21 protein-coding genes are annotated in these 24,468 nt (G+C 71.9%); 12 read left to right on the top strand and 9 right to left on the bottom strand.

The window, feature by feature from the left end:
- The first annotated feature begins 9 nt into the window (after nucleotides 1–9).
- On the top strand, nucleotides 10–1,215 hold the full coding sequence (locus ACFV9J_RS24190) for a MarP family serine protease (RefSeq protein ID WP_385357003.1): 1,206 nt from the start codon (nucleotides 10–12) through the stop codon (nucleotides 1,213–1,215).
- Between the two features lie 51 nt (nucleotides 1,216–1,266).
- Here the strand turns inward: ACFV9J_RS24190 and ACFV9J_RS24185 are convergent, their stop codons facing one another.
- The 6 genes from ACFV9J_RS24185 to ACFV9J_RS24160 all read right to left on the bottom strand — a co-directional run bounded on the left by ACFV9J_RS24185 (nucleotide 1,267) and on the right by ACFV9J_RS24160 (nucleotide 9,519).
- Nucleotides 1,267–1,452, bottom strand: coding sequence for a hypothetical protein (locus ACFV9J_RS24185; RefSeq protein WP_078582024.1), 186 nt, complete (start codon nucleotides 1,450–1,452; stop codon nucleotides 1,267–1,269).
- Between the two features lie 160 nt (nucleotides 1,453–1,612).
- Nucleotides 1,613–2,587, bottom strand: a complete 975-nt coding sequence (locus ACFV9J_RS24180; RefSeq protein WP_385357001.1) for an alpha/beta fold hydrolase — start codon at nucleotides 2,585–2,587, stop codon at nucleotides 1,613–1,615.
- Nucleotides 2,584–3,072 carry a phage holin family protein gene (locus ACFV9J_RS24175; protein ID WP_003975371.1) on the bottom strand — a complete coding sequence of 163 codons (489 nt, stop codon included), beginning with the start codon at nucleotides 3,070–3,072 and terminating at the stop codon, nucleotides 2,584–2,586. Before ACFV9J_RS24175 ends, ACFV9J_RS24180 begins: the two co-directional genes overlap by 4 nt.
- Nucleotides 3,073–3,206: 134 nt before the next feature.
- Nucleotides 3,207–4,631 (bottom strand): Na+/H+ antiporter NhaA, encoded by a 1,425-nt coding sequence (gene nhaA, locus ACFV9J_RS24170; RefSeq protein ID WP_385356999.1) that lies wholly within the window; start codon nucleotides 4,629–4,631, stop codon nucleotides 3,207–3,209.
- A gap of 183 nt (nucleotides 4,632–4,814) precedes the next feature.
- Nucleotides 4,815–6,770, bottom strand: coding sequence for an acetate--CoA ligase (gene acs, locus ACFV9J_RS24165; protein WP_385356998.1), 1,956 nt, complete (start codon nucleotides 6,768–6,770; stop codon nucleotides 4,815–4,817).
- Between the two features lie 262 nt (nucleotides 6,771–7,032).
- Nucleotides 7,033–9,519 carry a SulP family inorganic anion transporter gene (locus tag ACFV9J_RS24160; RefSeq protein ID WP_385356997.1) on the bottom strand — a complete coding sequence of 829 codons (2,487 nt, stop codon included), beginning with the start codon at nucleotides 9,517–9,519 and terminating at the stop codon, nucleotides 7,033–7,035.
- A 254-nt stretch (nucleotides 9,520–9,773) separates the two neighbouring features.
- Here ACFV9J_RS24160 and ACFV9J_RS24155 point away from each other — a divergent pair, with 254 nt between their 5' ends.
- Nucleotides 9,774–11,069, top strand: coding sequence for a hypothetical protein (locus ACFV9J_RS24155; protein WP_385356996.1), 1,296 nt, complete (start codon nucleotides 9,774–9,776; stop codon nucleotides 11,067–11,069).
- 55 nt (nucleotides 11,070–11,124) lie between these two features.
- Here ACFV9J_RS24155 and ACFV9J_RS24150 read toward each other — a convergent pair whose 3' ends face one another.
- Nucleotides 11,125–12,105, bottom strand: a complete 981-nt coding sequence (locus tag ACFV9J_RS24150) for an ATP-binding protein (RefSeq protein WP_385356995.1) — start codon at nucleotides 12,103–12,105, stop codon at nucleotides 11,125–11,127.
- Nucleotides 12,106–12,216: 111 nt separating this feature from the next.
- Here ACFV9J_RS24150 and ACFV9J_RS24145 point away from each other — a divergent pair, with 111 nt between their 5' ends.
- Nucleotides 12,217–13,041, top strand: a complete 825-nt coding sequence (locus ACFV9J_RS24145; RefSeq protein WP_385356994.1) for an oxidoreductase — start codon at nucleotides 12,217–12,219, stop codon at nucleotides 13,039–13,041.
- A gap of 367 nt (nucleotides 13,042–13,408) precedes the next feature.
- Here ACFV9J_RS24145 and ACFV9J_RS24140 read toward each other — a convergent pair whose 3' ends face one another.
- Nucleotides 13,409–14,266, bottom strand: a complete 858-nt coding sequence (locus ACFV9J_RS24140; RefSeq protein ID WP_385356993.1) for an HAD family hydrolase — start codon at nucleotides 14,264–14,266, stop codon at nucleotides 13,409–13,411.
- 612 nt (nucleotides 14,267–14,878) lie between these two features.
- Between ACFV9J_RS24140 and ssd the strand changes: the two genes are divergently transcribed.
- The 7 genes from ssd to ACFV9J_RS24105 all read left to right on the top strand — a co-directional run bounded on the left by ssd (nucleotide 14,879) and on the right by ACFV9J_RS24105 (nucleotide 20,838).
- The gene (gene ssd, locus ACFV9J_RS24135; RefSeq protein WP_385356992.1) at nucleotides 14,879–16,078 is read left to right on the top strand and encodes a septum site-determining protein Ssd; all 1,200 of its coding nucleotides are present in this window, start codon (nucleotides 14,879–14,881) and stop codon (nucleotides 16,076–16,078) included.
- Between the two features lie 416 nt (nucleotides 16,079–16,494).
- On the top strand, nucleotides 16,495–17,688 hold the full coding sequence (locus ACFV9J_RS24130; RefSeq protein WP_385356991.1) for a TadA family conjugal transfer-associated ATPase: 1,194 nt from the start codon (nucleotides 16,495–16,497) through the stop codon (nucleotides 17,686–17,688).
- Nucleotides 17,689–17,723: 35 nt separating this feature from the next.
- Complete coding sequence (locus ACFV9J_RS24125; RefSeq protein WP_385357049.1) at nucleotides 17,724–18,641, top strand: type II secretion system F family protein; 918 nt, start codon at nucleotides 17,724–17,726, stop codon at nucleotides 18,639–18,641.
- Nucleotides 18,638–19,441 carry a type II secretion system F family protein gene (locus ACFV9J_RS24120; protein ID WP_385356990.1) on the top strand — a complete coding sequence of 268 codons (804 nt, stop codon included), beginning with the start codon at nucleotides 18,638–18,640 and terminating at the stop codon, nucleotides 19,439–19,441. Before ACFV9J_RS24125 ends, ACFV9J_RS24120 begins: the two co-directional genes overlap by 4 nt.
- 80 nt (nucleotides 19,442–19,521) lie before the next feature.
- On the top strand, nucleotides 19,522–19,749 hold the full coding sequence (locus tag ACFV9J_RS24115) for a DUF4244 domain-containing protein (protein WP_385356989.1): 228 nt from the start codon (nucleotides 19,522–19,524) through the stop codon (nucleotides 19,747–19,749).
- A gap of 7 nt (nucleotides 19,750–19,756) precedes the next feature.
- Nucleotides 19,757–20,209: a TadE family type IV pilus minor pilin gene (locus tag ACFV9J_RS24110; protein ID WP_385356988.1), complete on the top strand. Its 453-nt coding sequence runs from the start codon at nucleotides 19,757–19,759 to the stop codon at nucleotides 20,207–20,209.
- A gap of 146 nt (nucleotides 20,210–20,355) precedes the next feature.
- Nucleotides 20,356–20,838, top strand: a complete 483-nt coding sequence (locus ACFV9J_RS24105; RefSeq protein WP_385356986.1) for an Rv3654c family TadE-like protein — start codon at nucleotides 20,356–20,358, stop codon at nucleotides 20,836–20,838.
- On the opposite strand, the gene ACFV9J_RS24100 is transcribed toward ACFV9J_RS24105, so the two are convergent.
- Nucleotides 20,783–23,257, bottom strand: coding sequence for a DEAD/DEAH box helicase (locus ACFV9J_RS24100; protein WP_385356985.1), 2,475 nt, complete (start codon nucleotides 23,255–23,257; stop codon nucleotides 20,783–20,785). The genes ACFV9J_RS24105 and ACFV9J_RS24100 overlap by 56 nt on opposite strands.
- 82 nt (nucleotides 23,258–23,339) lie before the next feature.
- Here ACFV9J_RS24100 and bldG point away from each other — a divergent pair, with 82 nt between their 5' ends.
- The gene (gene bldG / locus ACFV9J_RS24095; protein ID WP_003975386.1) at nucleotides 23,340–23,681 is read left to right on the top strand and encodes an anti-sigma factor antagonist BldG; all 342 of its coding nucleotides are present in this window, start codon (nucleotides 23,340–23,342) and stop codon (nucleotides 23,679–23,681) included.
- Nucleotides 23,682–23,791: 110 nt separating this feature from the next.
- The gene (locus ACFV9J_RS24090; RefSeq protein ID WP_164419823.1) at nucleotides 23,792–24,223 is read left to right on the top strand and encodes an ATP-binding protein; all 432 of its coding nucleotides are present in this window, start codon (nucleotides 23,792–23,794) and stop codon (nucleotides 24,221–24,223) included.
- The last annotated feature ends 245 nt before the right edge of the window (nucleotides 24,224–24,468 follow it).

Raw genomic sequence — 24,468 nt, 5'->3', positions numbered from 1 at the left:
CCTGAATCAGTGAACGTGCTGGACATCCTGTTGCTGCTGGCCGCCGTCTGGTTCGCGATCGTCGGCTTCCGGCAGGGCTTCGTCGTCGGCATCCTGTCGGTGATCGGCTTCCTCGGCGGCGGTCTCGTCGCCGTCTATCTGCTGCCGGTGATCTGGGGCGCGCTGACGGACAACGCGGAGGTGAGCCAGACCGCCGCCGTCGTCGCGGTCGTCATCGTCATCGTGTGCGCCTCCGTCGGCCAGGCCCTGACGACCCATCTGGGCAACAAGCTGCGCCGCTACATCACGTGGTCCCCGGCCCGAGCCCTGGACGCCACCGGCGGCGCCCTGGTCAACGTCGTGGCCATGCTCCTGGTCGCCTGGCTGCTCGGCTCCGCCCTCGCGCGGTCCACGATGCCGACGGTCGGCAAGGAGGTGCGGAAGTCCACGGTGCTCGCCGGGGTGCAGGAGGTGCTGCCCGCGCAGGCCGACACCTGGTTCGACAGCTTCACCTCGGTCCTCGCGGAGAACGGCTTCCCGCAGGTCTTCAGCCCGTTCTCCAACGAGCCGGTCCTCGACACGCCGCCGCCCGACCCCGCGCTGGTGAACAGCCCGGTCGCCGTCACCGCCAAGCGCTCCATCGTCAAGGTCATGGGCACCGCCCCCGACTGCGGCAAGGTCCTGGAAGGCACCGGTTTCGTCTTCGCCGACCGCCGGGTCATGACCAACGCGCACGTCGTGGGCGGCGTCGACGAACCCACGGTGCAGATAGGCGGCGAGGGCCGGAAGTACGACGCGACGGTCGTCCTCTACGACTGGCGGCGCGACATCGCCGTACTGGACGTGCCGGAACTGGACGCGCCCGCGCTGCGGTTCACCGACGAGGACGAGGACGCGCGGGGCGACGACGACGCGATCGTCGCGGGCTTCCCGGAGAACGGGGCGTACGACGTCCGTGCCGCGCGGGTCCGCGGGCGCATCACGGCCAACGGACCGGACATCTACCACCGCGACACCGTCCGCCGGGACGTCTACTCGCTGTACGCGACCGTCCGTCAGGGCAACTCCGGTGGCCCGCTGCTGACGCCGGAGGGCGAGGTGTACGGCGTGGTCTTCGCCAAGTCCCTGGACGACCCCGACACCGGTTACGCGCTCACCGCGGACGAGATCCGCGAGGACATCAGCAAGGGCCGCACCGCCGGCCAGCAGGTGGACAGCGACAGCTGCGCGCTCTGAGGCCTGTCCGGGCAGGCCCGTGCACGGGGGGGGGCGTCGGGGCGGTGTGTCTCAGGTCCGTGGATGGCGCAGGCGTACGGAGACCCAGCGGGCCCGGCGGCGCAGGATGCGCGGAATACCCACCCGAAGGTCCGCACCCGCGAGTTGCGGGGTGCCGCCGCGTCGGTGGGTGCTGCTCACGCCGCTCGTGGAGCGGCCGTCGCGTGCTACGTCACTGTAGTCGTGCGTCCAGCCCATACCCGGACGTGTGCCCCCGCCCCAAGGTCGATAACCGTTCCCGGGGCCCCCAATTGGCCTATGCGCCGGGCAAGTGGCCGTTCATAGGACAAGCGTTCCGGTTCGGATACCGGGTGCGGCCATTCGGTGACCGAACGCTCACCGAACGGCCGCCGAACCGTCATCGATCGGGTTCGGGATCCTTCAGCCAGTTGATCAGTTCGGTCGAAAAGGCGACCGGATCCTCTTCGTGCGGGAAGTGTCCGAGCCCGTCGAACAGCCGCCAGCGGTACGGCGCTTCGACGTACTGCCCCGACCCCGCCGCGCTCCGCGTCCGCATCACGGGGTCCAGGGAGCCGTGCAGGTGCAGGGTCGGCACGCGCACCGGCCGCTTCATCCGGCGGTAGAACTGGATGCCGTCCGGACGGGCCAGGGACCGCACCAGCCAGCGGTACGGCTCGACCGAGCAGTGCGCCGTGGAGGGGATGCACATGGCGCGCCGGTACGCCGTCACGGCCTCGTCGTCGAGGAGCCGCGGCCCGGACCAGTCGTGCAGCAGCCGGCCGACCAGCGCGCCGTCGTCCGCCGTCAGTTGACGCTCCGGCACCCAGGGCCGCTGGAAACCCCAGATGTAGGAGCCCGCCCGGCTCTGGCGGACGTCCCCGAGCATGGCCGAGCGCCAGCGCCTTGGGTGCGGCATCGAGGACACCGCGAGCCGGCGTACGAGCTTGGGCCGCATCGCGGCGGCCGTCCAGGCCAGGTAGCCGCCGAGGTCGTGACCGACCAGCGCGGCGTCCGGCTCGCCGAGGGAGCGGATCACGCCGGTGATGTCGAGGGCGAGGCCCGCGGGGTCGTAGCCGCGCGGGGTGCGGTCGCTGCCGCCGACGCCGCGCAGGTCCATGGCGACCGCGCGGAAACCGGCGTCGGCGAGCGCGACGAGCTGGTGCCGCCAGGTCCACCAGAACTGCGGGAAGCCGTGCAGCAGCAGCACCAGCGGCCCGTCGCCCAGCTCGGCGATGTGGAAGCGGGCGCCGTTGGCCGCGACGTCCCGGTGGGTCACCTCGGGTCCGCCCGGGATGCCGAGGCGCACGACCGAGGTGGGGCTGGGGTGCTGCGGCGAGGGGGATTGCCCCGAAGGGGTGCTGGAGCCCGTCATGAGGACGAGCGTGCCACAGCCTCGATCGCTTCGGGGGACCGGTCCGCGGGCAGTTCCGGGCGGGGGTGCGGCTTGGCGTTCTGGAGTACGCCCGCCGACTGCTTCACCGAGGCGGCGACCTTCTGCGGGCCGCGGCCCTTCTTGGCCTTCTTCGCGAAGACGATGCCGATCAGCGCGAGGAGGCCCGCGACGAGCACGTTCGCGGCGAAGGACAGCAGGAAGCAGACGGCCATGTTCCAGCCGCTCCAGGTCCGGATGCCGTAGGCCAGCGCGAAGCTCAGCATCGGCAGCGAGAAGAGCAGGAGCAGCCCCGCGGCGGAGAACGCGCCGCCGCTCGTCGCCCCGCGCTTGACGTCCTGCTTCAGCTGCGCCTTCGCCAGCGCGATCTCGTCGTGTACGAGCGCCGACATTTCGGTGGTCGCCGAGGCGAACAGCTGGCCGATGCTGCGTTCGGTGCCGACCGGGCTGCCGTCGGGTGCGCTCATCGCGGTCTCCCTCTTCTGCTGGCTCTTCTGCGTACGGTTCCGTGGCGCCGCGTCGTCCTCGGCCCGGCCGTGTCCGGCCCGATCCGTGTCCGCTCGACTGCGTACGGCCCCGTCATTTGTACCGTCTCGTCAGATCATGCCGGACCGTCGCCCTCATCGCCTGCCCCGCCCGCCACTTCGGCAAGCCGCGCCGACTCCATCTCCTCGGCGATCCGGCGGTGCTCGGCGGCCTTCTTCTCGTAGACGGCGGCCACCCGCAGGTGGTACGCGGGGTCGTCCTCCTCGTAGATGTCGGGGACACCGCTGAGGTCGTCGTCGCGCTCCTCCTCCGCGACCATCCCCCGGTACTTCGCGTTCCGTATCTTCAGCAGCACCGTGGCCAGGGCCGCCGCGATCAGCGAGCCGGTCAGGACGGCGGCCTTGACCTGGTCGGTCATCGCCGCGTCGTCCTCGAAGGCCAGTTCGCCGATGAGCAGCGAGACGGTGAACCCGATGCCGGCCAGGGTCGCCACCGCGAACACGTCGGCCCACTGGAGGTCGTCGCTGAGCGAGGCCCTGGTGAAGCGCGAGGTCAGCCAGGTGCCGCCGAAGATGCCCAGCGTCTTGCCGACGACGAGCCCGAGCACCACACCGAGGGTCTCAGGCTTGGTGAAGACATCGGCCAGCGCCCCGCCGGAGATGGCCACACCCGCGCTGAACAGGGCGAACAGCGGCACGGCCAGTCCCGCCGACAGCGGACGCACCAGGTGTTCGATGTGCTCGCCGGGCGAGTGGTCCTCGCCCTCGCGCGTGTGGCAGCGCAGCATCAGGCCCATCGCGACACCGGCGATGGTGGCGTGGACGCCGCTGTTGTACATCAGGGCCCAGATCACCAGGCCCAGCGGAACGTACACGTACCAGCCGCGCACGCCCTTGCGGAGCAGCAGCCAGAAGACGACCAGGCCGATGACCGCGCCGCCGAGCGCGGCGAAGTTGAGACTGTCGGTGAAGAAGACCGCGATGATCAGGATGGCGAACAGGTCGTCGACGACGGCGAGGGTCAGGAGGAAGGCGCGCAGTGCGCTCGGCAGCGACGTGCCGATGACGGCGAGTACGGCGAGCGCGAAGGCGATGTCGGTGGCGGTCGGCACGGCCCAGCCCGACAGGGAGCCGCCGCCCGCGGTGTTGGTGACGGTGTAGACGACCGCCGGTACGACCATGCCGCACAGCGCCGCCACCACCGGGAGCGCGGCGGCCTTGGGGTCCTTCAGGTCACCGGCGACCAGCTCGCGTTTGAGTTCGATGCCGGCGACGAAGAAGAAGACCGCGAGGAGCCCGTCGGCGGCCCAGTGCGCGACCGACAGGTTCAGGCCGAGCGCCGCGGGGCCGAAGTGGAAGTGGCTGACGCTCTCGTAGCTGTCGTGCAGTGCCGGAATGTTCGCCCACACCAGGGCGGCGATCGCGGCGACGAGCAGCAGGACGCCGCCGACGGTCTCGGTGCGCAGCGCGTCCGCGAGGTAGGTGCGCTCCGGCAGGGACAGCCGTCCGAAGGCTTTGCGGGGGGTGCGGGGCGCGGTCACGAGGAGAACCTCCGGTCGGTGGGCAGCACGGAACACATGCCGACCAGACTTCCCGGCGCACCATGAGGATCTTGATGATTCTCTTACGTTCCGTCCAGCTTACCCGGGCCCCGGGTGCCGCACAGGGCGAGGGCACCCGGCGCGCGTCCGGCGCCGGGTGCCCTCGGTGTGCGGGTGGCCCGCTCAGTCCTCGCTGGGCGCGGCCGGGAGCTTCGTCTGGATGAGGTCCATGACCGTCGAGTCCGCCAGCGTCGTGACGTCGCCGACCTGGCGGTTCTCCGCGACGTCTCGCAGCAGGCGCCGCATGATCTTGCCGGAGCGGGTCTTCGGCAGCTCCGAGACCGGCAGGATCCGCTTGGGCTTGGCGATCGGACCGAGCGTGGCCCCGACGTGGTTGCGCAGCTCGGCGACCAGGTCCTCGCTCTCCGTGGTGGTGCCGCGCAGGATCACGAAGGCCACGATGGCCTGCCCGGTCGTCTCGTCCGTCGCGCCGACCACGGCCGCCTCGGCGACCGAGGGGTGGGAGACGAGCGCCGACTCGACCTCGGTGGTGGAGATGTTGTGGCCGGAGACGAGCATCACGTCGTCGACGCGGCCGAGCAGCCAGATGTCGCCGTCGTCGTCCTTCTTGGCGCCGTCGCCCGCGAAGTACTTGCCCTCGAAGCGCGACCAGTACGTGTCGATGAACCGCTGGTCGTCGCCCCAGATGGTGCGCAGCATCGACGGCCACGGCTCGGTGAGCACCAGGTAGCCGCCCCCGCCGTTGGGCACCTCATTGGCCTCGTCGTCGACGACGGTGGCACAGATGCCGGGCAGCGGGCGCTGGGCGGAGCCCGGCTTGGCCTCCGTGACGCCCGGCAGCGGTGTGATCATCATCGCGCCGGTCTCGGTCTGCCACCAGGTGTCGACCACCGGGGTGGCGTCCGCGCCGATGTTCTTGCGGTACCAGATCCACGCCTCGGGGTTGATCGGCTCGCCGACCGAGCCGAGGACGCGCAGGGAGGACAGGTCGAACTTCGCGGGGATGTCGTCGCCCCACTTCATGAACGTCCGGATCGCGGTGGGCGCCGTGTACAGGATCGTCACGCCGTACTTCTGCACGATCTCCCAGAACCGGCCCTGGTGCGGGGTGTCCGGGGTGCCCTCGTACATGACCTGCGTCGCGCCGTTGGCGAGCGGGCCGTAGACGATGTACGAGTGTCCGGTGACCCAGCCGACGTCGGCGGTGCACCAGAAGACGTCCGTCTCCGGCTTGAGGTCGAAGACCGCCCAGTGGGTGTACGCCGTCTGCGTGAGGTAGCCGCCCGAGGTGTGCAGGATGCCCTTGGGCTTACCCGTCGTGCCGGACGTGTACAGGATGAACAGAGGGTGCTCGGCGTCGAACGCCTCGGGCGTGTGCTCGACGGACTGCCCGTCGACGGTCTCGTGCCACCACTTGTCCCGGGCGTCGTCCCAGGCGACGTCCTGGCCGGTGCGGCGGACGACGAGCACGTGCTCGACGATCCCGGCGCGCTCGACGGCCTCGTCGACGGCCGGCTTGAGCGCGGACGGCTTGCCGCGCCGGTAGCCGCCGTCGGCGGTGATGACGACGCGGGCGTCGGCGTCCTGGATGCGGGTGGCCAGCGCGTCCGAGGAGAAGCCGCCGAAGACGACCGAGTGCGCGGCGCCGATGCGGGCACAGGCCAGCATCGCGATCGCCGTCTCGGGGATCATCGGCATGTAGATCGCGACCCGGTCGCCCTTCTGCACGCCCAGCTCCAGCAGGGCGTTGGCGGCCTTGGAGACCTCGTCCTTGAGCTGGGCGTAGGTGAGGGCGCGGCTGTCGCCGGACTCGCCCTCGAAGTGGATGGCGACGCGGTCGCCGTTGCCGGCCTCCACGTGGCGGTCCACGCAGTTGTAGGCGACGTTCAGCGTGCCGTCCTTGAACCACTTGGCGAACGGCGGGTTCGACCAGTCGAGCGTCTCGGTCGGCTCCTTCGCCCAGGTCAGCCGGCGGGCCTGCTCGGCCCAGAAGCCGAGCCTGTCAGCCTTGGCCTGTTCGTACGCCTCCGCCGTGACGTTGGCGTTCGCGGCCAGGTCGGCGGGGGGTGCGAACCTGCGTTCTTCCTTGAGCAGGTTGGCCAAGGATTCGTTGCTCACGACATCTCCCTTTCTCAGGGTTGTCCGTTGTGTCCCAGGCCACAGCTCATCAGACCCGGGGGGCCGATGACAAGGGTCGACGGGCAAATGGTTTAGACCTGTTCTGGTCGCCGCCTGCCCGCTGTGTCTCCTCCGTGGCTCTGTGGTCCGTGGTCACCCGTACCCACGGATGCCGACGGCGCGGGGTTCAGGGTGTGTAACGCCGCTCACACCCGCCCGCGCCGCGGCTCCCCGGGACCGCTCGGGCGGTCCTGCCGGGCGGTCAGGCGGTCAGGTTCGCCTCCCGCACCAGCTCGAACACGCCGCCTTCCGCGTCCTCGGACAGCAGGTACGACTGGGCCTCGCCCACGTGGAAGTACATGCCGTGCAGCTCCAGGTCTCCGGCGCCCAGCGCCCGGGCCACCGAGTCGTGGGCGCGCAGGTGCTCCAGCTGCTGGACCACGTTGGCCAGGCACAGCCGCTCGGCCGTGTCGGCGGCCCCGCGTCCGGCCAGCCGGGGCCGGGTGCGACCGGGTTCGTGGCCCTGCTCCTGCTCGTTGCCGTCCGCGTCGACGTCCGGCAGGGCGCGCTCCAGGCTGGGCAGGCCGTGCCGCAGCCACCGCTGGAGGGGCGTGCGCGCACCCCCGGGTTCGGCGCCGAGCAGCGCCTGCATCGCCCCGCACCCGGAGTGTCCGCACACCGTGATGGACCGCACCTTCAGTACGTCCACGGCGTATTCGATCGCCGCGGCCACCGAGTCGTCGCCGCTCTCCTCGCCGGGCAGCGGCACGAAGTTGCCGACGTTGCGCACCACGAACAGGTCGCCGGGACCGCTGGAGGTGATCATCGATGTGACCACCCGCGAGTCGGCACAGGTCAGGAAGAGCTGGGAGGGCTGCTGCCCCTCCCGGGCCAGCCGGGCCAGCTCACGGCGCATCAGCGGGCCGGTGTTGCGGTGGAACGCGCTGATCCCACGGGCGAGTTCGTGTCCGGTGGGCCCGTCGGCGGCACCGGACGCGCCTGTTGCGGCTGTTGCGCCTCTTGTGCTTCTTGTGACGGGTGCGTTCGGGCCGGTCGCGGTGTCGAGGTTCCCGTCGGGGGATCCGTCGGTGGCCGCCTGGGCGTCCGCGCCGGGTGGTGGGGCCGTCGGCGGGTGTTCGCACTGGTGGTTGCGCCAGGGGGTCCAAGGACGGCAGCGGCAGCCGTCCTCCTCAGCCGGTTCGGAGATCCGGGTGCCGGGCCGGCGGCCGGTGATGTCGACGCGGCCGCCCTGTGCGGTGTGCGTCTTCTGCCAGTCCTGCAGCGTCTCGTACGCCGCGTGGTCCATGAACGACCCGTCCAGCTCGACGACGGCGTCCGCTCCGTGGGGCACCTGGTGCAGGACCCGGCTGAGCCGCGGCACGGCGAGGAAGGTCAACTGGCCGCGTACGTGTACGTGGTGGACTCCCTCCGTGTCGTCATGAGTGATCCGGGTGCGGGTGAGCCGGTGCAGGGCGACGCCGACGGCGACGGCGATGCCCAGTGCGACGCCCTCCAGGACGCCGAGGAACACCACGCCACAGGTGGTGACCGCGTAGACCAGCACCTCACGGTGGCGGGTCACCGTACGGATGTGGTTCAGCGACACCATCTTGAGGCCGACGGCCATGACCAGGGCGGCGAGCGAGGCGAGCGGGATGAGCTCCAGGGCCGGGACCATCAGCAGTGCGGCGATCACTACGAGAACGCCGTGCAGCATCGTGGAGTTCCGGCTGACGGCGCCCGCCGCCACGTTCGCGGAACTGCGCACGGCCACACCGGCGATGGGCAGTCCGCCGAGCGACCCGGAGACGATGTTGGCGGCGCCCTGACCGAGCAGTTCCCGGTCGAGGTTGGAGCGCTTGACGCGGCCGGTCAGAACGGGCCGGGCGGCGACGAGTTTGTCGACGGCGACCGCGCCGAGCAGGGACTGCACGCTGCACACCAGCGTGGTGGTGAGGACGGCGGCGAGGAGACCGAGTACCGGACCGTCGGGCATCGCGGCCAGGGCGTGGCTGCTCCAGGACGGCAGGTCGACCTTGGGCAGGCGAAGCCCGGTGAGGGCGGCGACCGCGGTGCCACCCGCGACGGCGATCAGGGCGGCGGGCAGCTTGCCCAGGACCTGGCCCGCCCGGCCGGGGATGCGGGGCCAGAGCAGCAACAGGGTCAGGGTCAGCGCGCTCACGGCCAGGTCGGCCGGGTGGAGGTTCGCCAACTGGGCGGGCAGCGCGACCAGGTTGTCGGGCACGGAGCTCTGGGGGGTGCCGCCGAGGACGATGTGCAGCTGGGCCACGGCGATGGTGACGCCGATGCCGGCGAGCATGCCGTGCACGATGGCGGGGCTCACGGCGAGCGCCGAGCGTGCCACGCGCAGGCAGCCCAGCCCCAGCTGGGCGATCCCGGCGAAGACGGTGATGGCGCAGGTCGTACGCCATCCGTACTGCTGGATGATGTCGGCGGTCACCACGGTGAGCCCGGCGGCGGGGCCGCTGACCTGGAGGGGGCAGCCGCCGATCCGTCCGGCGACGATCCCGCCCACCGCGGCGGCGACGAGGCCCGCCTGGAGGGGGGCGCCGGTGGCGAGGGCGATACCCAGGGAGAGGGGGAGGGCGATCAGGAAGACCGCGATCGCGGCCGAGACGTCGGCACCCGCGACGCGGAAGCGCCGGGGGCCGTGGGGCGGCGGGCTGTGGGGTTGGTGGACGTGCTTGGTCCGGGCCGAATCGGCGCGGGCGGGGACGCAGGCTGACATGTTCCGTCTCCTGAGGGTCCGTTCGATTACAGCGAGTAAATAGAGAGTAATTCAGAGTAAAGAAGAGGCATAGGTTTTTAGCGCGAATGGAGTAACGCCCCGCGCATTCGAGTGGAGCAGTTATTTCATCGGCTTGTCGTACTAATTCCTTCTCATTTCCGTGTCACCTTGACGGCGCTGACGGCACGGCCCGGCTCAGCACCCGACATCGCCTAGTCGGCGTTGGCCCGAGAGAAGGAAGAAGGTGGGCGGACATGGCCGCCACCCGCAGGATGGCCTCCCGCAAGACGGCCGCGCGCGCCGTGGTCGCCGCGGTCTGCGCCGCGTCGCTGGCCGGTTGCGCGATCGACAACGGCACCGGTTCCGGCGAAGGGACGCAAGGTCCGGAGAAGGGGAAGGGAAAGGCGGCACCGGCGCCCAAGAACGCGGTCCGGCTGATCGGTGACGGTTCCACCGCGTACACCGGGGCCCAGCCGCACCTGCCCCGGCCCGAACGTCTCAAGCCCGGTCAGAAGCCCCCGCAGTTCGTGGTGTTCTCGTGGGACGGCGCGGGTGAGGACAGTCAGAAGTTGTTCTCCCACTTCCGCGAAGTGGCCAAGGAGAACAACGCCACCATGACGTACTTCCTGAGCGGCGTGTACATGCTGCCGACCGAGAAGCGGGACCTGTACAACCCGCCCCAGCACTCCCCGGGCCGCTCCGACATCGGCTTCAACGACGAACAGGGCATCGCCGACACCGTCAAGCAGCTGCGGCTGGCGTGGCAGGAGGGCAACGAGATCGGCACCCACTTCAACGGGCACTTCTGCGGCGCCGGCGGCGGGGTCGGCGAGTGGTCCGTCGAGGAGTGGAAGGAGGAGATCAGCCAGGCCAAGCAGTTCGTGAAGACCTGGAAGACCAACACCGGGATGAAGAACGCGGCGCCCCTGCCCTTCGACTACGAGAAGGAGTTGATCGGCGCCCGCACCCCGTGCCTGGAGGGCCAGAAGAACTTCATGAAGGCGGCGAGCCAGATGGGCTTCCGCTACGACAGCAGCGGGGTGAACAACCAGGTCTGGCCGTCGAAGAAGGAGGGCCTGTGGGACCTGTCGATGCAGCTCGTGCCGTTCCCCGGCCACTCCTACGAGCAGCTCACCATGGACTACAACTACATGGTCAACCAGTCGGGCACCGCCACCCAGGGCGACCCCGCCAAGCGCGAGTTCTGGGGCGACCAGATGCGTGACAGCCTGCTCAAGGGCTTCGAGCGGGCCTACGACGGAAATCGCGCGCCGCTGATCATCGGCAACCACTTCGAGTCCTGGAACGGCGGCACCTACATGCGCGCCGTGGAGGAGGTCATCGAGACGGTGTGCAACAAGGAGGAGGTGCGCTGTGTCTCCTTCCGGCAACTCGCGGACTGGCTGGACGCCCAGGACCCCAAGGTCCTGAAGAAGCTGCGCACCCTCGGCGTCGGTGAGGCTCCGAAGAAGGGCTGGGCGTCCTTCCTGTCGGCCGCGCCCGCACCGGCGCCCAAGGGTGTGCCCGGGGCGCCGGCCGCCAAGCAGTAGGGCTGCCGGGGCCGCCGCCCGGTCGGAGGCGTACGAGGTCGCGGTGACCCGCGGGTCACGCGGGGGCGGCGACCTCCTCGCCGAGGACGAAACCGGGGTCGACCTGCGCCGCCAGGTCGTCCCCGGTGCGCTCGTTGCCCCAACTGTGGGCGTTCTTCAGATGGAAGTGGACCATCTGCTGGGTGTAACGCGCCCAGTCCCGCAGCTCGTACGTCGCGTCGACGGCCGTGTGCAGTGTGCGCAGCGCCCGGCCGTTGGTCTCCTCCAGCAGCTCGAACCGGGGCGGGCGGCCCTTCTCCATGGCGCGCACCCAGTCCGAGTGCCCGACGGTGACCAGCAGGTCGTCCCCGACCTCGTCGCGCAGGAAGTCGAGGTCGTCCTGCCCCTGCACCTTGTTGCCGACGACCTTCAGGGTGACGCCGAAGTCGCGGGCGTACTCCTTGTACTGGCGGTAGACGGAGACCCCCTTGCGGGTCGGCTCGGCGACGAGGAACGTGATGTCGAAGCGGGTGAACATGCCGGAGGCGAACGAGTCGGAGCCGGCGGTCATGTCCACCACGACGTACTCGTCACGCCCGTCGACCAGGTGGTTCAGGCACAGCTCCACCGCCCCTGTCTTGGAGTGGTAGCAGGCGACCCCCAGGTCGGCGTCCGTGAAAGGCCCGGTGACCATCAAACGGACGGCCCCGCCGTCGAGTTCCACCGGCCGGGCGCAGGCGTCGTAGACGGGGTTGTCCTCGCGCACGCGCAGTAGGCGCGAGCCCTCGCCGGGCGGTGTCGTTTTGATCATCTTCTCGGTGGAGGCGATGCGCGGGTTGGTGCCGCGCAGGTGGTCCTTGATCAGCGAAAGGTGCTCGCCCATCGCGGGCAGCCCGGCCGCCTCCGCGTCGTCGAGACCCAGCGCTGCCCCCAGGTGCTGGTTGATGTCGGCGTCGATCGCGACGACGGGTGCGCCGGTGGCGGCGAGGTGGCGGACGAACAGGGAGGACAGGGTGGTCTTGCCGCTGCCGCCCTTCCCGACGAAAGCAATTTTCATGTTCACCAAGCGTAGTGGCTCGATAGCTGTAGGTGGCATGGGAGACGGGCGGCGGGTGAAGAAGACCACTCATTCGTGGGGCACGGCGCCGGGTTGCGTAGGGTCTTACTCATGAGTACGACAGGCGCGAACGCCGATCCGCTCGCGGCCCTGGGCGCCCTGCCCGGCGTGGCCGAGTCCGTCGAGTCCGTACGCAAGGCCGTGGACCGCGTCTACGGCCACCGGATCATGCGGCGCCGCAGCAACGAGATCACCTCCGAGGCGGCACTGCGCGGCGCCCGGGGTTCGGCGGCGCTGTCCGGGGCGGACTGGGCCCTGGAGGAGGTGCGCCGGCGCAGCGACTTCAGTGGCGACGACGAGGCCCGCGCGGTCGGCGCCGCGTTGCGGCTGACCGCCGAGGCGGGGCAGCTGCTGTCCATCTGGCGGCAGTCACCGCTGCGCGTGCTGGCCCGGCTGCACCTGGTGGCGGCCGCGGACAAGGCCGACCAGGTGGGGCGGCCCCGCCAGAACGGCGAGCCGGTGGACGAACCGCTGGTCGAGCTGCCGCTGCCCGACGCCGAGGAGGCGCACGGCCGCCTGGACGGGCTGGCCGCGCTGGTCGCGGCCGGCGGTTCCGCGCCGGCACTGGTGACGGCCGCGGTGGTGCACGGGGAGCTGCTGGCGCTGCGCCCCTTCACCTCCGACAACGGCCTGGTCGCGCGCGCGGCGGAGCGCATCGTCCTGGTCGGCAGCGGACTGGATCCCAAGTCGGTGTGCCCGGCCGAGGTCGGTCACGCGGAGCTGGGGCGCGCGGCCTACCTGGCGGCGCTCGACGGCTACGTCTCCGGAACCCCGGAGGGCATGGCCGCCTGGATCGCCCACTGCGGAAAGGCGGTCGCCCTCGGTGCCCGCGAGTCGACGGCGGTGTGCGAGGCGCTCCAGCGCGGGGCGGCGTAGCACAGAAATGCGGCGGTACGAGGTGCTCGTACCGCCGCTGGCATGACCACCCGGTTACCAAGCGTCCTCGATATGTGCCCATCAAGCCGGGAACTTCGCCCGTGACCTGGTGCGGCTGGCCCGTAATCGACGGGTCGACGTCGCGTGGGTGCCCGGTGTCCATGCGCGGTCCGTGGGGCCAAATGCGTGTTTAAGGTGATCCTTTCGGATGTCCTTGGTCTCGCGGGCCGTTGAGTCCTTTGTACTACCGGTCCCGAGTAAGCGGAAGTGCTCGCCGCACTTCTTTACTTTTGCGGTCATACGCGGGTGAAAGGGCTGATCCGGTCGACCGCGACGAGGCGGCAGCCGATCGGCCCGGGGGCCCCGATCAGGCCGCCGCGGACCGCCGTCGGCTCGCGTACCAGACGAGACCCGCGGTCGCCGCCGCGGCGCCTATCGCGGCGGCCGCGACGAGGGCGGGACGCGGGGGCACGGAGAACCCCCCGATCCGCTGCTTGAGCCGCACCGGGCGATGGAAATCCAGAATCGGCCACTCGCGCGCGAGGGCTTCCCGGCGCAGCGCCCGGTCCGGGTTGACCGCGTGGGGGTGGCCGACGGCCTCCAGCATCGGCAGGTCGGTCGCCGAGTCGCTGTAGGCGTAGCAGCGGGACAGGTCGTACCCCTCGGACCCGGCCAGCTCCCGGATCGCCTCCGCCTTGGTCGGGCCGTACGCGTAGTACTCCACCTCTCCGGTGAAGCAGCCGTCCGCGCCGACGATCATGCGGGTCGCCACCACCCGGTCCGCGCCGAGCAGCTCACCGATCGGCTCGACCACCTCGGCGCCCGAGGTCGAGACGATCACCACGTCGCGGCCGGCGGTGTGGTGCTCCTCGATCAGGGAGGCCGCCTCGTCGTAGATGATCGGGTCGATCAGGTCGTGCAGGGTCTCGGCGACGAGTTCCTTGACCAGTTGGACGTCCCACCCGCGGCACAGCGCGGAGAGGTACTCGCGCATCCGCTCCATCTGGTCGTGGTCGGCTCCGCCGGCGAGGAACACGAACTGGGCATATGCGGTACGCAACACGGCCCTGCGGTTGATCAGCCCGCCTTGGTAGAACGACTTGCTGAACGTGAGCGTGCTCGACTTCGCAATGACCGTCTTGTCCAGGTCAAAGAAGGCCGCCGTGCGGGGCATGGAGTGAGGCGCGGAGTGGGGCGAGGAGTGGTTTTCCACAACCCTGAGCATAGGCGCAGCCCATTCGGCGTAAGCTGTGGCGCGTGGGTTTGCCTGAGAGGGCTCTCGGGTACACCATGGAAGTCACGGATCGTTCGCGACCGTGCTAACCCGGTCCGACTCCTCCCCCCCCCGAGTCGGCCGTGGAGACGACCCCCGCTCTCCCCCCCGGCGGGGGTCGTCGCATGTCCGGGTGGGTTTTCCGCTCTTCTTACGATCTGGGCCCCGTGCCGTTGCGGCGCGGGGCCCAGGCGTTGTCGCGGCCACCGTCCGCTACGCAGCGTAGTGACCGGACTGCTCTGCGGCAGTCGCACGCGGGGTGGAGCGGAACCGGAGGAGGGTCACCGGTTCGAGTGAGTCGATATTCACAATCATCGAGTTGTCCACAGTTTTTGACCAAGATCCACACGATTTCCCGGATCGCTGCACCGTGATTCCCATGCGTCCGGGCCGTGCCGAGTTCCATGGCCGGATCTGTTTGCCGGACGCGTGATGTGGGCCGCTCGTGCGGGGACCGCTTTCCGGTTCTTCACGCGGCCGCAAATCGCGGGGCCGCGGGGGCTGCGCGAGAGACCACGAGACGCGGGGCGCGGCCGAGGGGGCCGCGCCGAAGGGGGAAGGACCATGACCGGAACGATCACGCACGACCCGCCACCCGCCGCCGGAGGGCGGCAGAGCGGACCCCTGATCGTCACCGAGGACACGGAGCTCCTCGACGACCTGCTGCGCCTGTGCGCGGCCGCGGGCGCCACGCCGGAGGTGCACCACTCGGTGCCCATGACGCCGCCTTCGTTTCCTTCGGCGCCTTCGGCGCTGACGGCGGTGGCTTCCTCGGCGTCGCCCGCACCCGCGGCGGCCGGGAGGCGGACCGGATGGGAGACCGCGCCCCTGGTCCTCGTCGGGGACGACGCGGCGCGGCGGGTCCGGGGAGCGGTGCGGAGACGGGGAGTGGTCCTCGTGGGCCGCGATCAGGACGACTCGGGGATCTGGCAGCGGGCCGTCGAGATCGGCGCCGACCACGTCCTGATGCTGCCCGACGGTGAGCAGTGGCTGGTCGACCGCATCGCCGACGTCGCCGAGGGCGTCGGCCGTCCGGCCCTCACCGTCGGCGTCATCGGCGGCCGGGGCGGCGCCGGAGCGTCCACACTGGCCTGCGCGCTCGCCGTCACCTCCGCGCGGGAGGGGCTGCGCAGCCTCCTGGTGGACGCCGATCCCCTGGGCGGCGGCCTCGACGTCCTGCTCGGCGGTGAGACGGCCGAGGGGCTGAGGTGGCCGGCGTTCGCGGCGTCGCGAGGGCGGGTCGGCGGCGGTGCCCTGGAGGAATCGCTGCCCCAGTTGCATTCGCTGCGGGTGCTGAGCTGGGACCGCGGCGACTGCGTCGCGGTGCCGCCACAGGCCGTCCGCGCGGTGCTCGCGGCGGCCCGGCGAAGGGGCGGCACGGTCGTAGTCGACCTGCCCCGCCGGATCGACGACGGGGTCGCCGAGGTCCTCGCACAGCTCGACATCGGGCTCCTCGTCGTCCCCGCCGAGCTGCGGGCCGTCGCGGCGGCGGGCCGGGTGGCGGCGGCGGTGGGCATGGTGCTGCGCGACCTCCGGGTCGCGGTGCGCGGACCCTACGGCTCCGGACTCGACGACCGTGAGGTGGCCCGGTTGCTCGGCCTTCCGCTGGCCGGCGAGGTGCCGGTCGAGTCCGGCCTGCTGCGGGCCACGGAGAGCAGACGCCCCCCGGGCACACCCGCCCGCGGCCCGCTGGCGCGCTTCTGCCGCGGGTTCTGGGAACGGGCGCTGGCGGAGGCGGACGGGCACGGCGGGAGCGGCTCGTGAGGGGCGTGACCGGGTCGGTGGTGAGCGGTGGAAGGCGGGTCGAGATGGACGCGGTGTCGGTGGGAACACAGGGCGGGATTCCGGGGACGCCCGCGGGGGTGGCTGAGGGAGAGGCGACGGGAGGCAGGGCGCTCAGGGCCCCGGGGGGCTCCGACGGACTGGACACGCGGGCGGCTCCGGGCTGGGTGATCCGGCAGCCCGGCGGGACGCCTACGGGATCGTTGTCGCCTGCCGGTGGTGCTGGGCACCGGGCTTCCGGAGCATCGGTGGGCTCGGCAACCACGGCATGGGTGGGTTCGGCGCCCGCAGGGTTGACGGGACCGGCTTCCGGGCGGGCGCGGACGCGGGCGCAGGCGCAGGGCTCTCTGCGATCTCCGGCACCGGTCGCGCAGCACGGCCTCGGCGCCGCGCCCGGCATGCTCGACGCCGCGCCCGGCATGCTCGACGGTGTGCGGCGGTGGCTCGCCGAGAACGGGGCGGAGCCGACGCCCGCGCGAGTGGCGCAGGCACTGCGGGAGCAGGGGCGCGTGCTCGGGGACGCCGAGATCCTCGGTGCCGCCGCACAGCTCAGGTCGGAACTGGTCGGCAGCGGACCACTCGAGACGCTGCTCGCCGACCCCTCGGTGACCGACGTGCTGGTCTCCGCACCGGACCGGGTCTGGGTGGACCGGGGCGGCGGCCTGGAGCTGGCACCGGTCTCCTTCCCCGACGCGGCGGCGGTACGGCGGCTCGCGCAGCGCCTCGCGACCGTCGCCGGGCGACGGCTCGACGACGCACGGCCCTGGGTGGACGCCAGGCTGCCCGACGGCACCCGGCTGCACGCGGTGCTGCCACCGGTCGCCGTCGACTGCACCTGCCTCGCGCTGCGGGTCGTACGGCCGCGCGCCTTCACTCTCCACGAGTTGGCGGCGGCGGGCACCGTGCCGCCCGGCGGTGACCGCGTGCTGCGCGCCCTGCTGCGGGCCAGGCTGTCCTTCCTCGTCAGCGGCGGCACCGGCAGTGGCAAGACGACGCTGCTCAGCGCCCTGCTCGGACTGGTCGGACCGGACGAGCGCATCGTGCTGGCCGAGGACTCGGCGGAACTGCGACCCGACCACCCACACGTCGTCCGGCTGGAGACGAGACCGGCGAATCAGGAGGGCGCCGGTCTGGTCACCCTGGAGGACCTGGTGCGCCAGGCGCTGCGCATGCGGCCGGACCGGCTGGTCGTGGGTGAGGTGCGAGGCCCCGAAGTGGTCCATCTGCTCGCCGCGTTGAACACGGGCCACGAAGGCGGGTGCGGGACGGTGCACGCCAATGCCGCCGCCGACGTACCGGCGCGGCTGGAGGCGCTCGGCACGACCGCGGGCCTGAACCGCGCGGCTCTGCACAGTCAGCTCGCGGCGGCCCTCTCGGTGGTCCTCCACCTGGTCCGTGACCGCGCGGGACGGCGCCGGATCGCCGAGGTGCACGTACTGGAGCGGGACCCGTCGGGGCTGGTGAGGACGGTGCCGGCGCTGCGATGGGGGGCGGAGGCCTTCGTGGCCGAACGCGGCTGGCAGCGGCTGCGGGAGCTGTTGCGCGGCGCGGGGGACGAAGAGCGGGCGGTCGGACGGGAGGCGCGGAGGTGATCAGCATGACGGTGACCGGCACTCCGGTGACGGGCATGCCGGGCACGGGCGAGCTGTCGACGGGCGCGGTCCTGGTGTGCCTGGGCGCGGCCGCCTGGTTGGCAGGAGGGTGGCACTCAGGCGTACGGCGGGCGCGGACGGTCCTCGCCGAGGGCCGGACGAGCGCGACCGATAGGCCGAGTGGGACTGACAGGTCTGGTGGGACGCGCGCTGCCGGGCCGCCCGCGGCGCGTCGGATGACGGAGGGGTTGGGGCGTCTCAGGGGCCGGCTGAGGCCCGAGTGGTGGTCACTGGCCGCCGGGCTGGTGCTGGCGATCGTGGGCACCTCGGTGCTGCCGGTCGTCGCGGGGGCGGCCGGAGTGCCGGTACTGCGGCGGGTGAGGTTGGCCGGTCGGGAGCGGCGGGCCAAGGAACACCGGCAGGACGCGGTGATCGCCCTGTGCGGGACGCTCGCCGGGGAGGTGCGGGCGGGTCGGCAACCGGGCGAGGCGCTCCTGTGCGCCGCGCACGACTCCGCCGGGCTCGGTGAGGCGCAGGCGGCGGTGCTCGCGGCGGCCCGGTTCGGCGGGGACGTCCCCGGGGCGCTGGCGTTGGCGGCCGGGCAGCCCGGCGCCGAGGGACTGCGCGGGCTCGCGGCGTGCTGGCGGGTCGCGGTCGACCAGGGCGCGGGGCTCGCGGCCGGTCTCGACCGGCTGGAGGGCGTGCTGCGTGCCGAGCGGGACCAGCGTTCGGACCTGCGCGCCCAGTTGGCCGGCGCCCGGGCCACCGCCGTGATGCTCGCCGGTCTTCCGGTCCTGGGCCTCCTGCTCGGCGTCGCCCTCGGGTCCGACCCCCTGCACGTGCTGCTGCACACCGGTGCGGGGGTGGGCTGTCTGCTGGCCGGCGGGATTCTGGAGAGCCTGGGCGTGTGGTGGGTGACGCGGATCGTGCGCGGAGCGGAGGCGACTTCGTGAACGGCGACTTTGTCCACAGGCTGGGGGCGGCGGTGGCGATGGTGCTGGTCGTCGGCCGGCTGACGCGCGGTCTTGGAGTCGCGCGGCGGGGCCGGGCGCTGCGCAGGCGGCTCAGGGGCCTACTGGCACCGCAGCCGGCGCCGGTCCGCTCCGCCGCGCGACGCGCCGAAGCGCTGAGCGCCCTGCGCCCGTGGCTGCCGCTGGTCGGCACGGTGGGCGCCGGCTGGGCCCTGGTCGGCGGTGCGGTCGGGGTCCTGGTGGGGCTGGTGGGCGCGGCCGCGCTGTGGCGTTGGAGTGCCCGGCGTTCGGCCGCGGGCACGGAGGCGGCGGAGGTTGCCGCCGCGCAAGCCGCTCGCCAGCTGCCTCTGGCGGCCGATCTGCTGGCGGCCTGCATCGCGGCGGGCGCGAGTCCGGTGGCGGCGGCGCGGGCGGTCGGCGAGGCCCTGGGCGGACCGGTCGGGGACGCGCTGGGGCGCGGTGCCGCGGAGGTGCGCCTCGGTGGCGAACCAGCTGGTGCCTGGCGGGGGTTGGCCGGCGTCCCGGGGGCCTTACCCCTGGCGCGGCTGCTGGAGCGGGCCGAGGTGTCCGGCCTGCCCGCGGCGGGCCCGGTCGCCCGCCTGGCTGCCCAGGCCCGTGCCGACTGGGCCCGCACCACGACGGTCCGGGCCCGTCGAGCGGCCGTCATGGTCACCGCGCCGGTGGGGCTGTGCTTTCTGCCCGCGTTCATCGCGGTGGGCGTACTGCCGGTGGTCATCGGACTGGCCGGCGGAGTGCTGGGTCGCGGGGGAGGCGGTGGCTGACGGGTCGGGACGTCGGACGAGCAGCAGTCGAGCAATGGATGAGCAAGCGAGCAACGGAATCGAGCCTTACGGGGGTTGCGATGTATCAGATGGTGCGGGCACGGCTGGGTGCCCTGGTGGGCGGAGTACTCGGGGCGGTGCGACGGCAGGCCGCGCGGCGGGACGCGGGAATGGTCACCTCCGAGTACGCGATGGGGATCGTCGCGGCGGTGGCCTTCGCCGTGGTCCTGTACAAGGTCGTCACGAGCGGCACGGTCAGTGCGGAGCTGCAGGGCATCGTGAAGGGGGCTCTCGATGCGCGGATGTGAAAGGGCGGTGAGAGCCGGGACCCCGGCTCGCGGTGCGTGCGGAAGCCGCCTGCGCGGAGCCCCGGAGGCCGGGGCGAGCACGGGGCCGGACAGCGGATTCGTGACGGCGGAGGCCGCCGTGGTGCTTCCCGTGCTGGTGGTGTTCGCGATGGCGCTGGTGTGGGGGCTGCTCGTGGTGGCCGCTCAGATCCAGTGCGTGGACGCGGCCCGGGCTGGGGCCCGTGCGGCGGCACGACAGGACCCGGAAGACGCGGTCATGGAGCTGGCCCGTGCGGCGGCACCACGCGGAGCGCGGGTCACGGTGAACCGGGAGGCGGGCCTGGTCCGTGTGGTCGTGGTGGCCGAGCCACCGGCACTGCACGGACTGCCCTTCGAAGTACGGGAGGAAGCCGTGGCTTCGGCGGAGCAGACGGTGGGGACGGACCCGACGGCGACGGAACCGGTGGGGGCCGAGCCGTGAGGGACCGAACCGGTGAGGGCCGAGCCGTGAGCGGCGGAACCGGTGGAGGCCGGCCCATGAGGGACGCGACCTGTGAGGGCGGCGCCGTGGGAGACGCGACCGGTGAGGGCGGCGCCGTGAGGGACGGTGCCGGTGGAGGTCGAGCCATGAGTGCCTCCGACCAGGGCTCGGCGACCGTGTGGAGCGTTGCCGCCGTCGCCGTTCTGTGTTTCGTGTTCGGCATCGTGCTGGCCCTGGGGCAGGCCGTCGTGGCCCGGCACCGCGCGGCGGGCGGCGCCGATCTGGCGGCGCTCGCCGCGGCGGACGACTGGGCGCAGGGCGCCGCGGCGGCGTGCGAAAGGGCCGGGCGGGTCGCGCGGGCGCAGGAGGTGCGGTTGGTGCGCTGCGTGCTCACCGGGCAGATCTCGGACGTGACGGCGGCGTCGGGCAGAGGGCCGTTCACGGCGGAGGTCCGGGCGAGGGCGGGCCCCGCCCCGCTCGAAACGCCCGCGCCCGCACCACTCCCGCCCGCACCACTCCCGCCCGCGCCACCCCCTCCTGAGCCGCCCCCGTCCTCCGCGCGGTCCCTCCCGCCTACCTCGCTTGCTCCGCCTGCTCCGCCTCCGCCGCCCCCCGCAGCAGCACCGTGAGGAGCCGTACCGCTCCCCGCTTGTGCAGCGGATCGTTGCCGTTGCCGCACTTGGGGGACTGGATGCAGGACGGACAGCCCGCGTCGCACTCGCAGGAGGCGATGGCTTCGCGGGTTGCGGTGAGCCAGTCGCGGGCCGTGTGGAAGGCCCGCTCGGCGAAGCCCGCGCCGCCGGGGTGGCCGTCGTACACGAAGACCGTCGGCAGCAGCGTGTCGGGGTGCAGGGGGACCGACACGCCGCCGATGTCCCAGCGGTCGCAGGTCGCGAACAGGGGCAGCATGCCGATCGAGGCGTGCTCGGCGGCGTGCAGGGCCCCGCCGAGGATTTCCGGGTTGATCCGGGCCGCGTCCAACTGGTCCTCGGTGACCGTCCACCACACCGCGCGGGTGCGCAGCGTACGAGGAGGGAGGTCGAGCTTCGTCTCGCCCAGGACCTCGCCGGTGATCAGGCGCCGGCGCAGGAAGGAGACCACCTGGTTGGTGACCTCGACGGAGCCGTAGCAGAGGCGCCCGTCGCCCCAGGGGACCTCGATGTCGGTCTCCAGCACCGAGATCGCCGTGGTGTCGCGGGCCACCGTCGAGTAGGCGGGGGTGGCCTGCTCGACCAGCGCGACGGAGTCCTCCAGGTCCAGGGAGCGGACGAGGTACGTGCGCCCCTGGTGGAGGTGCACGGCGCCCTCGTGGACGGCCGTGTGGGCGGCACCGGCGTCCACGGTGCCCAGCAGCCGTCCCGTGCCCTCCTCGACGACCTGGACCGGGCGCCCGCCCTCGCCTCGGATGTCCGTCAGGTCGGCGGCCCGCTCACGGCGGGTCCAGTGCCAGGCCCGGGTCCGGCGGCGCAGCAGCTTCGCCGCCTCCAGCTGGGGCAGCAGCTCCTCGCAGGCGGGACCGAAGAGCTTCAGGTCCTCCTCGGTAAGAGGCAGTTCCGCCGCCGCCGCGCACAGGTGGGGGGCGAGGACGTACGGGTTGTCCGGGTCGAGGACGGTGGACTCCACCGGCTGGTCGAAGAGGGCCTCCGGGTGGTGGACGAGGAAGGTGTCCAGCGGGTCGTCACGGGCGACCAGCACGGCCAGCGCCCCCTGTCCGGCCCGTCCGGCCCGGCCCGCCTGCTGCCACAGTGAGGCCCGCGTGCCCGGGTACCCGGCGATCACCACGGCGTCCAGGCCGGAGATGTCGAGGCCGAGTTCGAGGGCGTTCGTCGCCGCGAGGCCGAGGAGGTCGCCGGAGTGCAGGGCGCGTTCCAGGGCGCGGCGCTCCTCGGGGAGGTAACCGCCCCGGTACGCCGCCACGCGCCCGGCCAGGGAGCGGTCGACCTCGGCCAGACGCTCCTGGGCGATCACCGAGATCAGCTCCGCGCCACGCCGGGAGCGGACGAAGGTGATCGAGCGCATGCCCTGCACCGTGAGGTCGGTGAGCAGGTCGGCGGCTTCCGCGGTGGCCGTGCGGCGGACCGGTGCACCCTTCTCGCCCTCCAGCTCGGTCAGCGGCGGTTCCCACAGGGCGAACACCAGTTCACCGCGGGGTGACGCGTCGTCGGCGACCTCGATCACCGGGAGCCCGGTGAGCCGGCGGGCCGCCACCGAGGGTTCGGCGGCGGTGGCGGAGGCGAGTAGGAACACGGGCGACGCGCCGTAGCGCGCACACAGTCTGCGCAGTCTGCGCAGCACCTGGGCGACGTGGGAGCCGAAGACGCCCCGGTAGGTGTGGCACTCGTCGATGACGACGTACTTCAGTGCCTTCAGGAACGACGACCAGCGGGGGTGGGAGGGCAGGATGCCGCGGTGCAGCATGTCCGGGTTGGTCAGGACGTACGTTCCGTACTGGCGGATCCACTCGCGTTCCTCGAACGGCGTGTCGCCGTCGTAGACCGCGGCCCGCACGGAAGTCCGGAGAGGTTGTGAAAGTTCCTTCACCGACCGGCACTGGTCGGCCGCCAGGGCCTTGGTGGGGGCCAGGTAGAGGGTCGTGGCGCCACGCCCGTTGGGCGCCTCGGAGCCGTCCACGAGGGTCGACAGGACCGGCACCAGATAGGCCAGGGACTTGCCCGACGCGGTGCCGGTGGCGACGACCACCGAGTCGCCGTCCAGGGCGTGCTCGGCCACGCGTGCCTGGTGGGCCCAGGGGTGTTCGATGCCCGCGGCCCGTACCGCGGCCAGGACCTCCGGTCGAATCCGGTCCGGCCAGACGGCATGACGGCCCGCACGCGGGGGCAAGTGCTCCGTATGAGTGATGCGCGCAGCCCGGCTCGGTCCCGCGGCGAGCCGGTCCAGGAGCATGCCCGGTTCCGGCCGGGAGCCGGGCTCCGCCGGGGATCGATCGGGTCGGTGATTCTTGGCCATCGGCACCGAGTCTGTCACTGGCGTGACGGACAATGGGACCAAGGCGTCGTGCACGCCTGCCGGTAAGTGATTGAATGCCATCGCGGCTGGCGAACCGTCCTGGGGGCTTCAAGCCGAGGTGTCCCGAGGGACGACCGCTCGATAGCAAGGTGCTGGAGGATCCGTGGACCTGTCCCTGTCGACCCGTACCGTCGGCGATCGTACGGTCGTCGAGGTCGGTGGCGAAATTGACGTATACACCGCGCCCAAGCTGCGTGAGCAGCTGGTCGAGCTCGTGAACGACGGGAGTTTCCACCTCGTCGTCGACATGGAGGGCGTGGACTTCCTCGACTCCACAGGGCTCGGCGTACTGGTGGGTGGACTGAAGCGGGTGCGTGCCCATGAGGGCTCGCTGCGGCTGGTCTGCAACCAGGAGCGCATTCTCAAGATCTTCCGTATCACCGGCCTCACCAAGGTGTTCCCCATTCACACCTCGGTCGAGGAAGCGGTGGCGGCCACCGACTGACGACCGGTCCCGGGCCTCTTGGGGCCCGGGACAGCAAGTAGAACGAGGGGGGTCCGGGCTGTCGGCGGCCCGGACCCTCGAAAGCACGCCCGCAGTTCCGAGGGGGATGCATGGCCACCGTCGAACTCCGTTTCAGCGCGCTGCCCGAGCACGTCCGTACCGCCCGTCTGGTGGCGGCCGCGGTGGCGCGCAGGGCCGGAGTGGACGAGGCCGTCCTCGACGAGGTCAGGCTCGCCGTCGGCGAGGCCTGCACCCGGGCCGTGGGCCTGCATCAGCACGTCGGCATCACGGCGCCGGTCAAGGTGTCGCTGATCGAGGAGGAGAAGCAGTTCTCCATCGAGGTCGGTGACGAGGCGCCGCACGCGGTCCCCGGGGTCAAGACCTCGGGGGACGCCGCCGACGAGCTGGAGGCCGAGGAGGACGAGATGGGCCTCGCGGTGATCAGCGGACTCGTCGACGACGTGGAGGTCTCGGCGGGCGAGGACGGCGGACTGATCCGCATGACCTGGCCCACCGCGCCGGCGGTGCTGCCGCCGATCTGATCCCCCGCGTCACCCGGAGGGCCCCACCTGGTGGGGCCCTTTGCCATGCGCGGACATACATTGGTGCCGTGCGGGCGTTAAGTGAATTCATTCACGATCAATCGCATGAAGAATTGATCACCGAGCCGTTCATGAAACGGATCACGAAACGGGTCATCGAGCGGATCACGGAATTAATGCCGGAGGGCCATTACTACTTCTACTACTTCCGGTGTCCTTGTGGTTGACAGAGCAATTCCTTTTGT

The organism is Streptomyces sp. NPDC059906 (assembly GCF_042730645.1).
Taxonomy (GTDB): Bacteria; Actinomycetota; Actinomycetes; order Streptomycetales; family Streptomycetaceae; genus Streptomyces; species Streptomyces rubrogriseus.
This window is presented reverse-complemented; position numbering and strand designations above follow the sequence as displayed.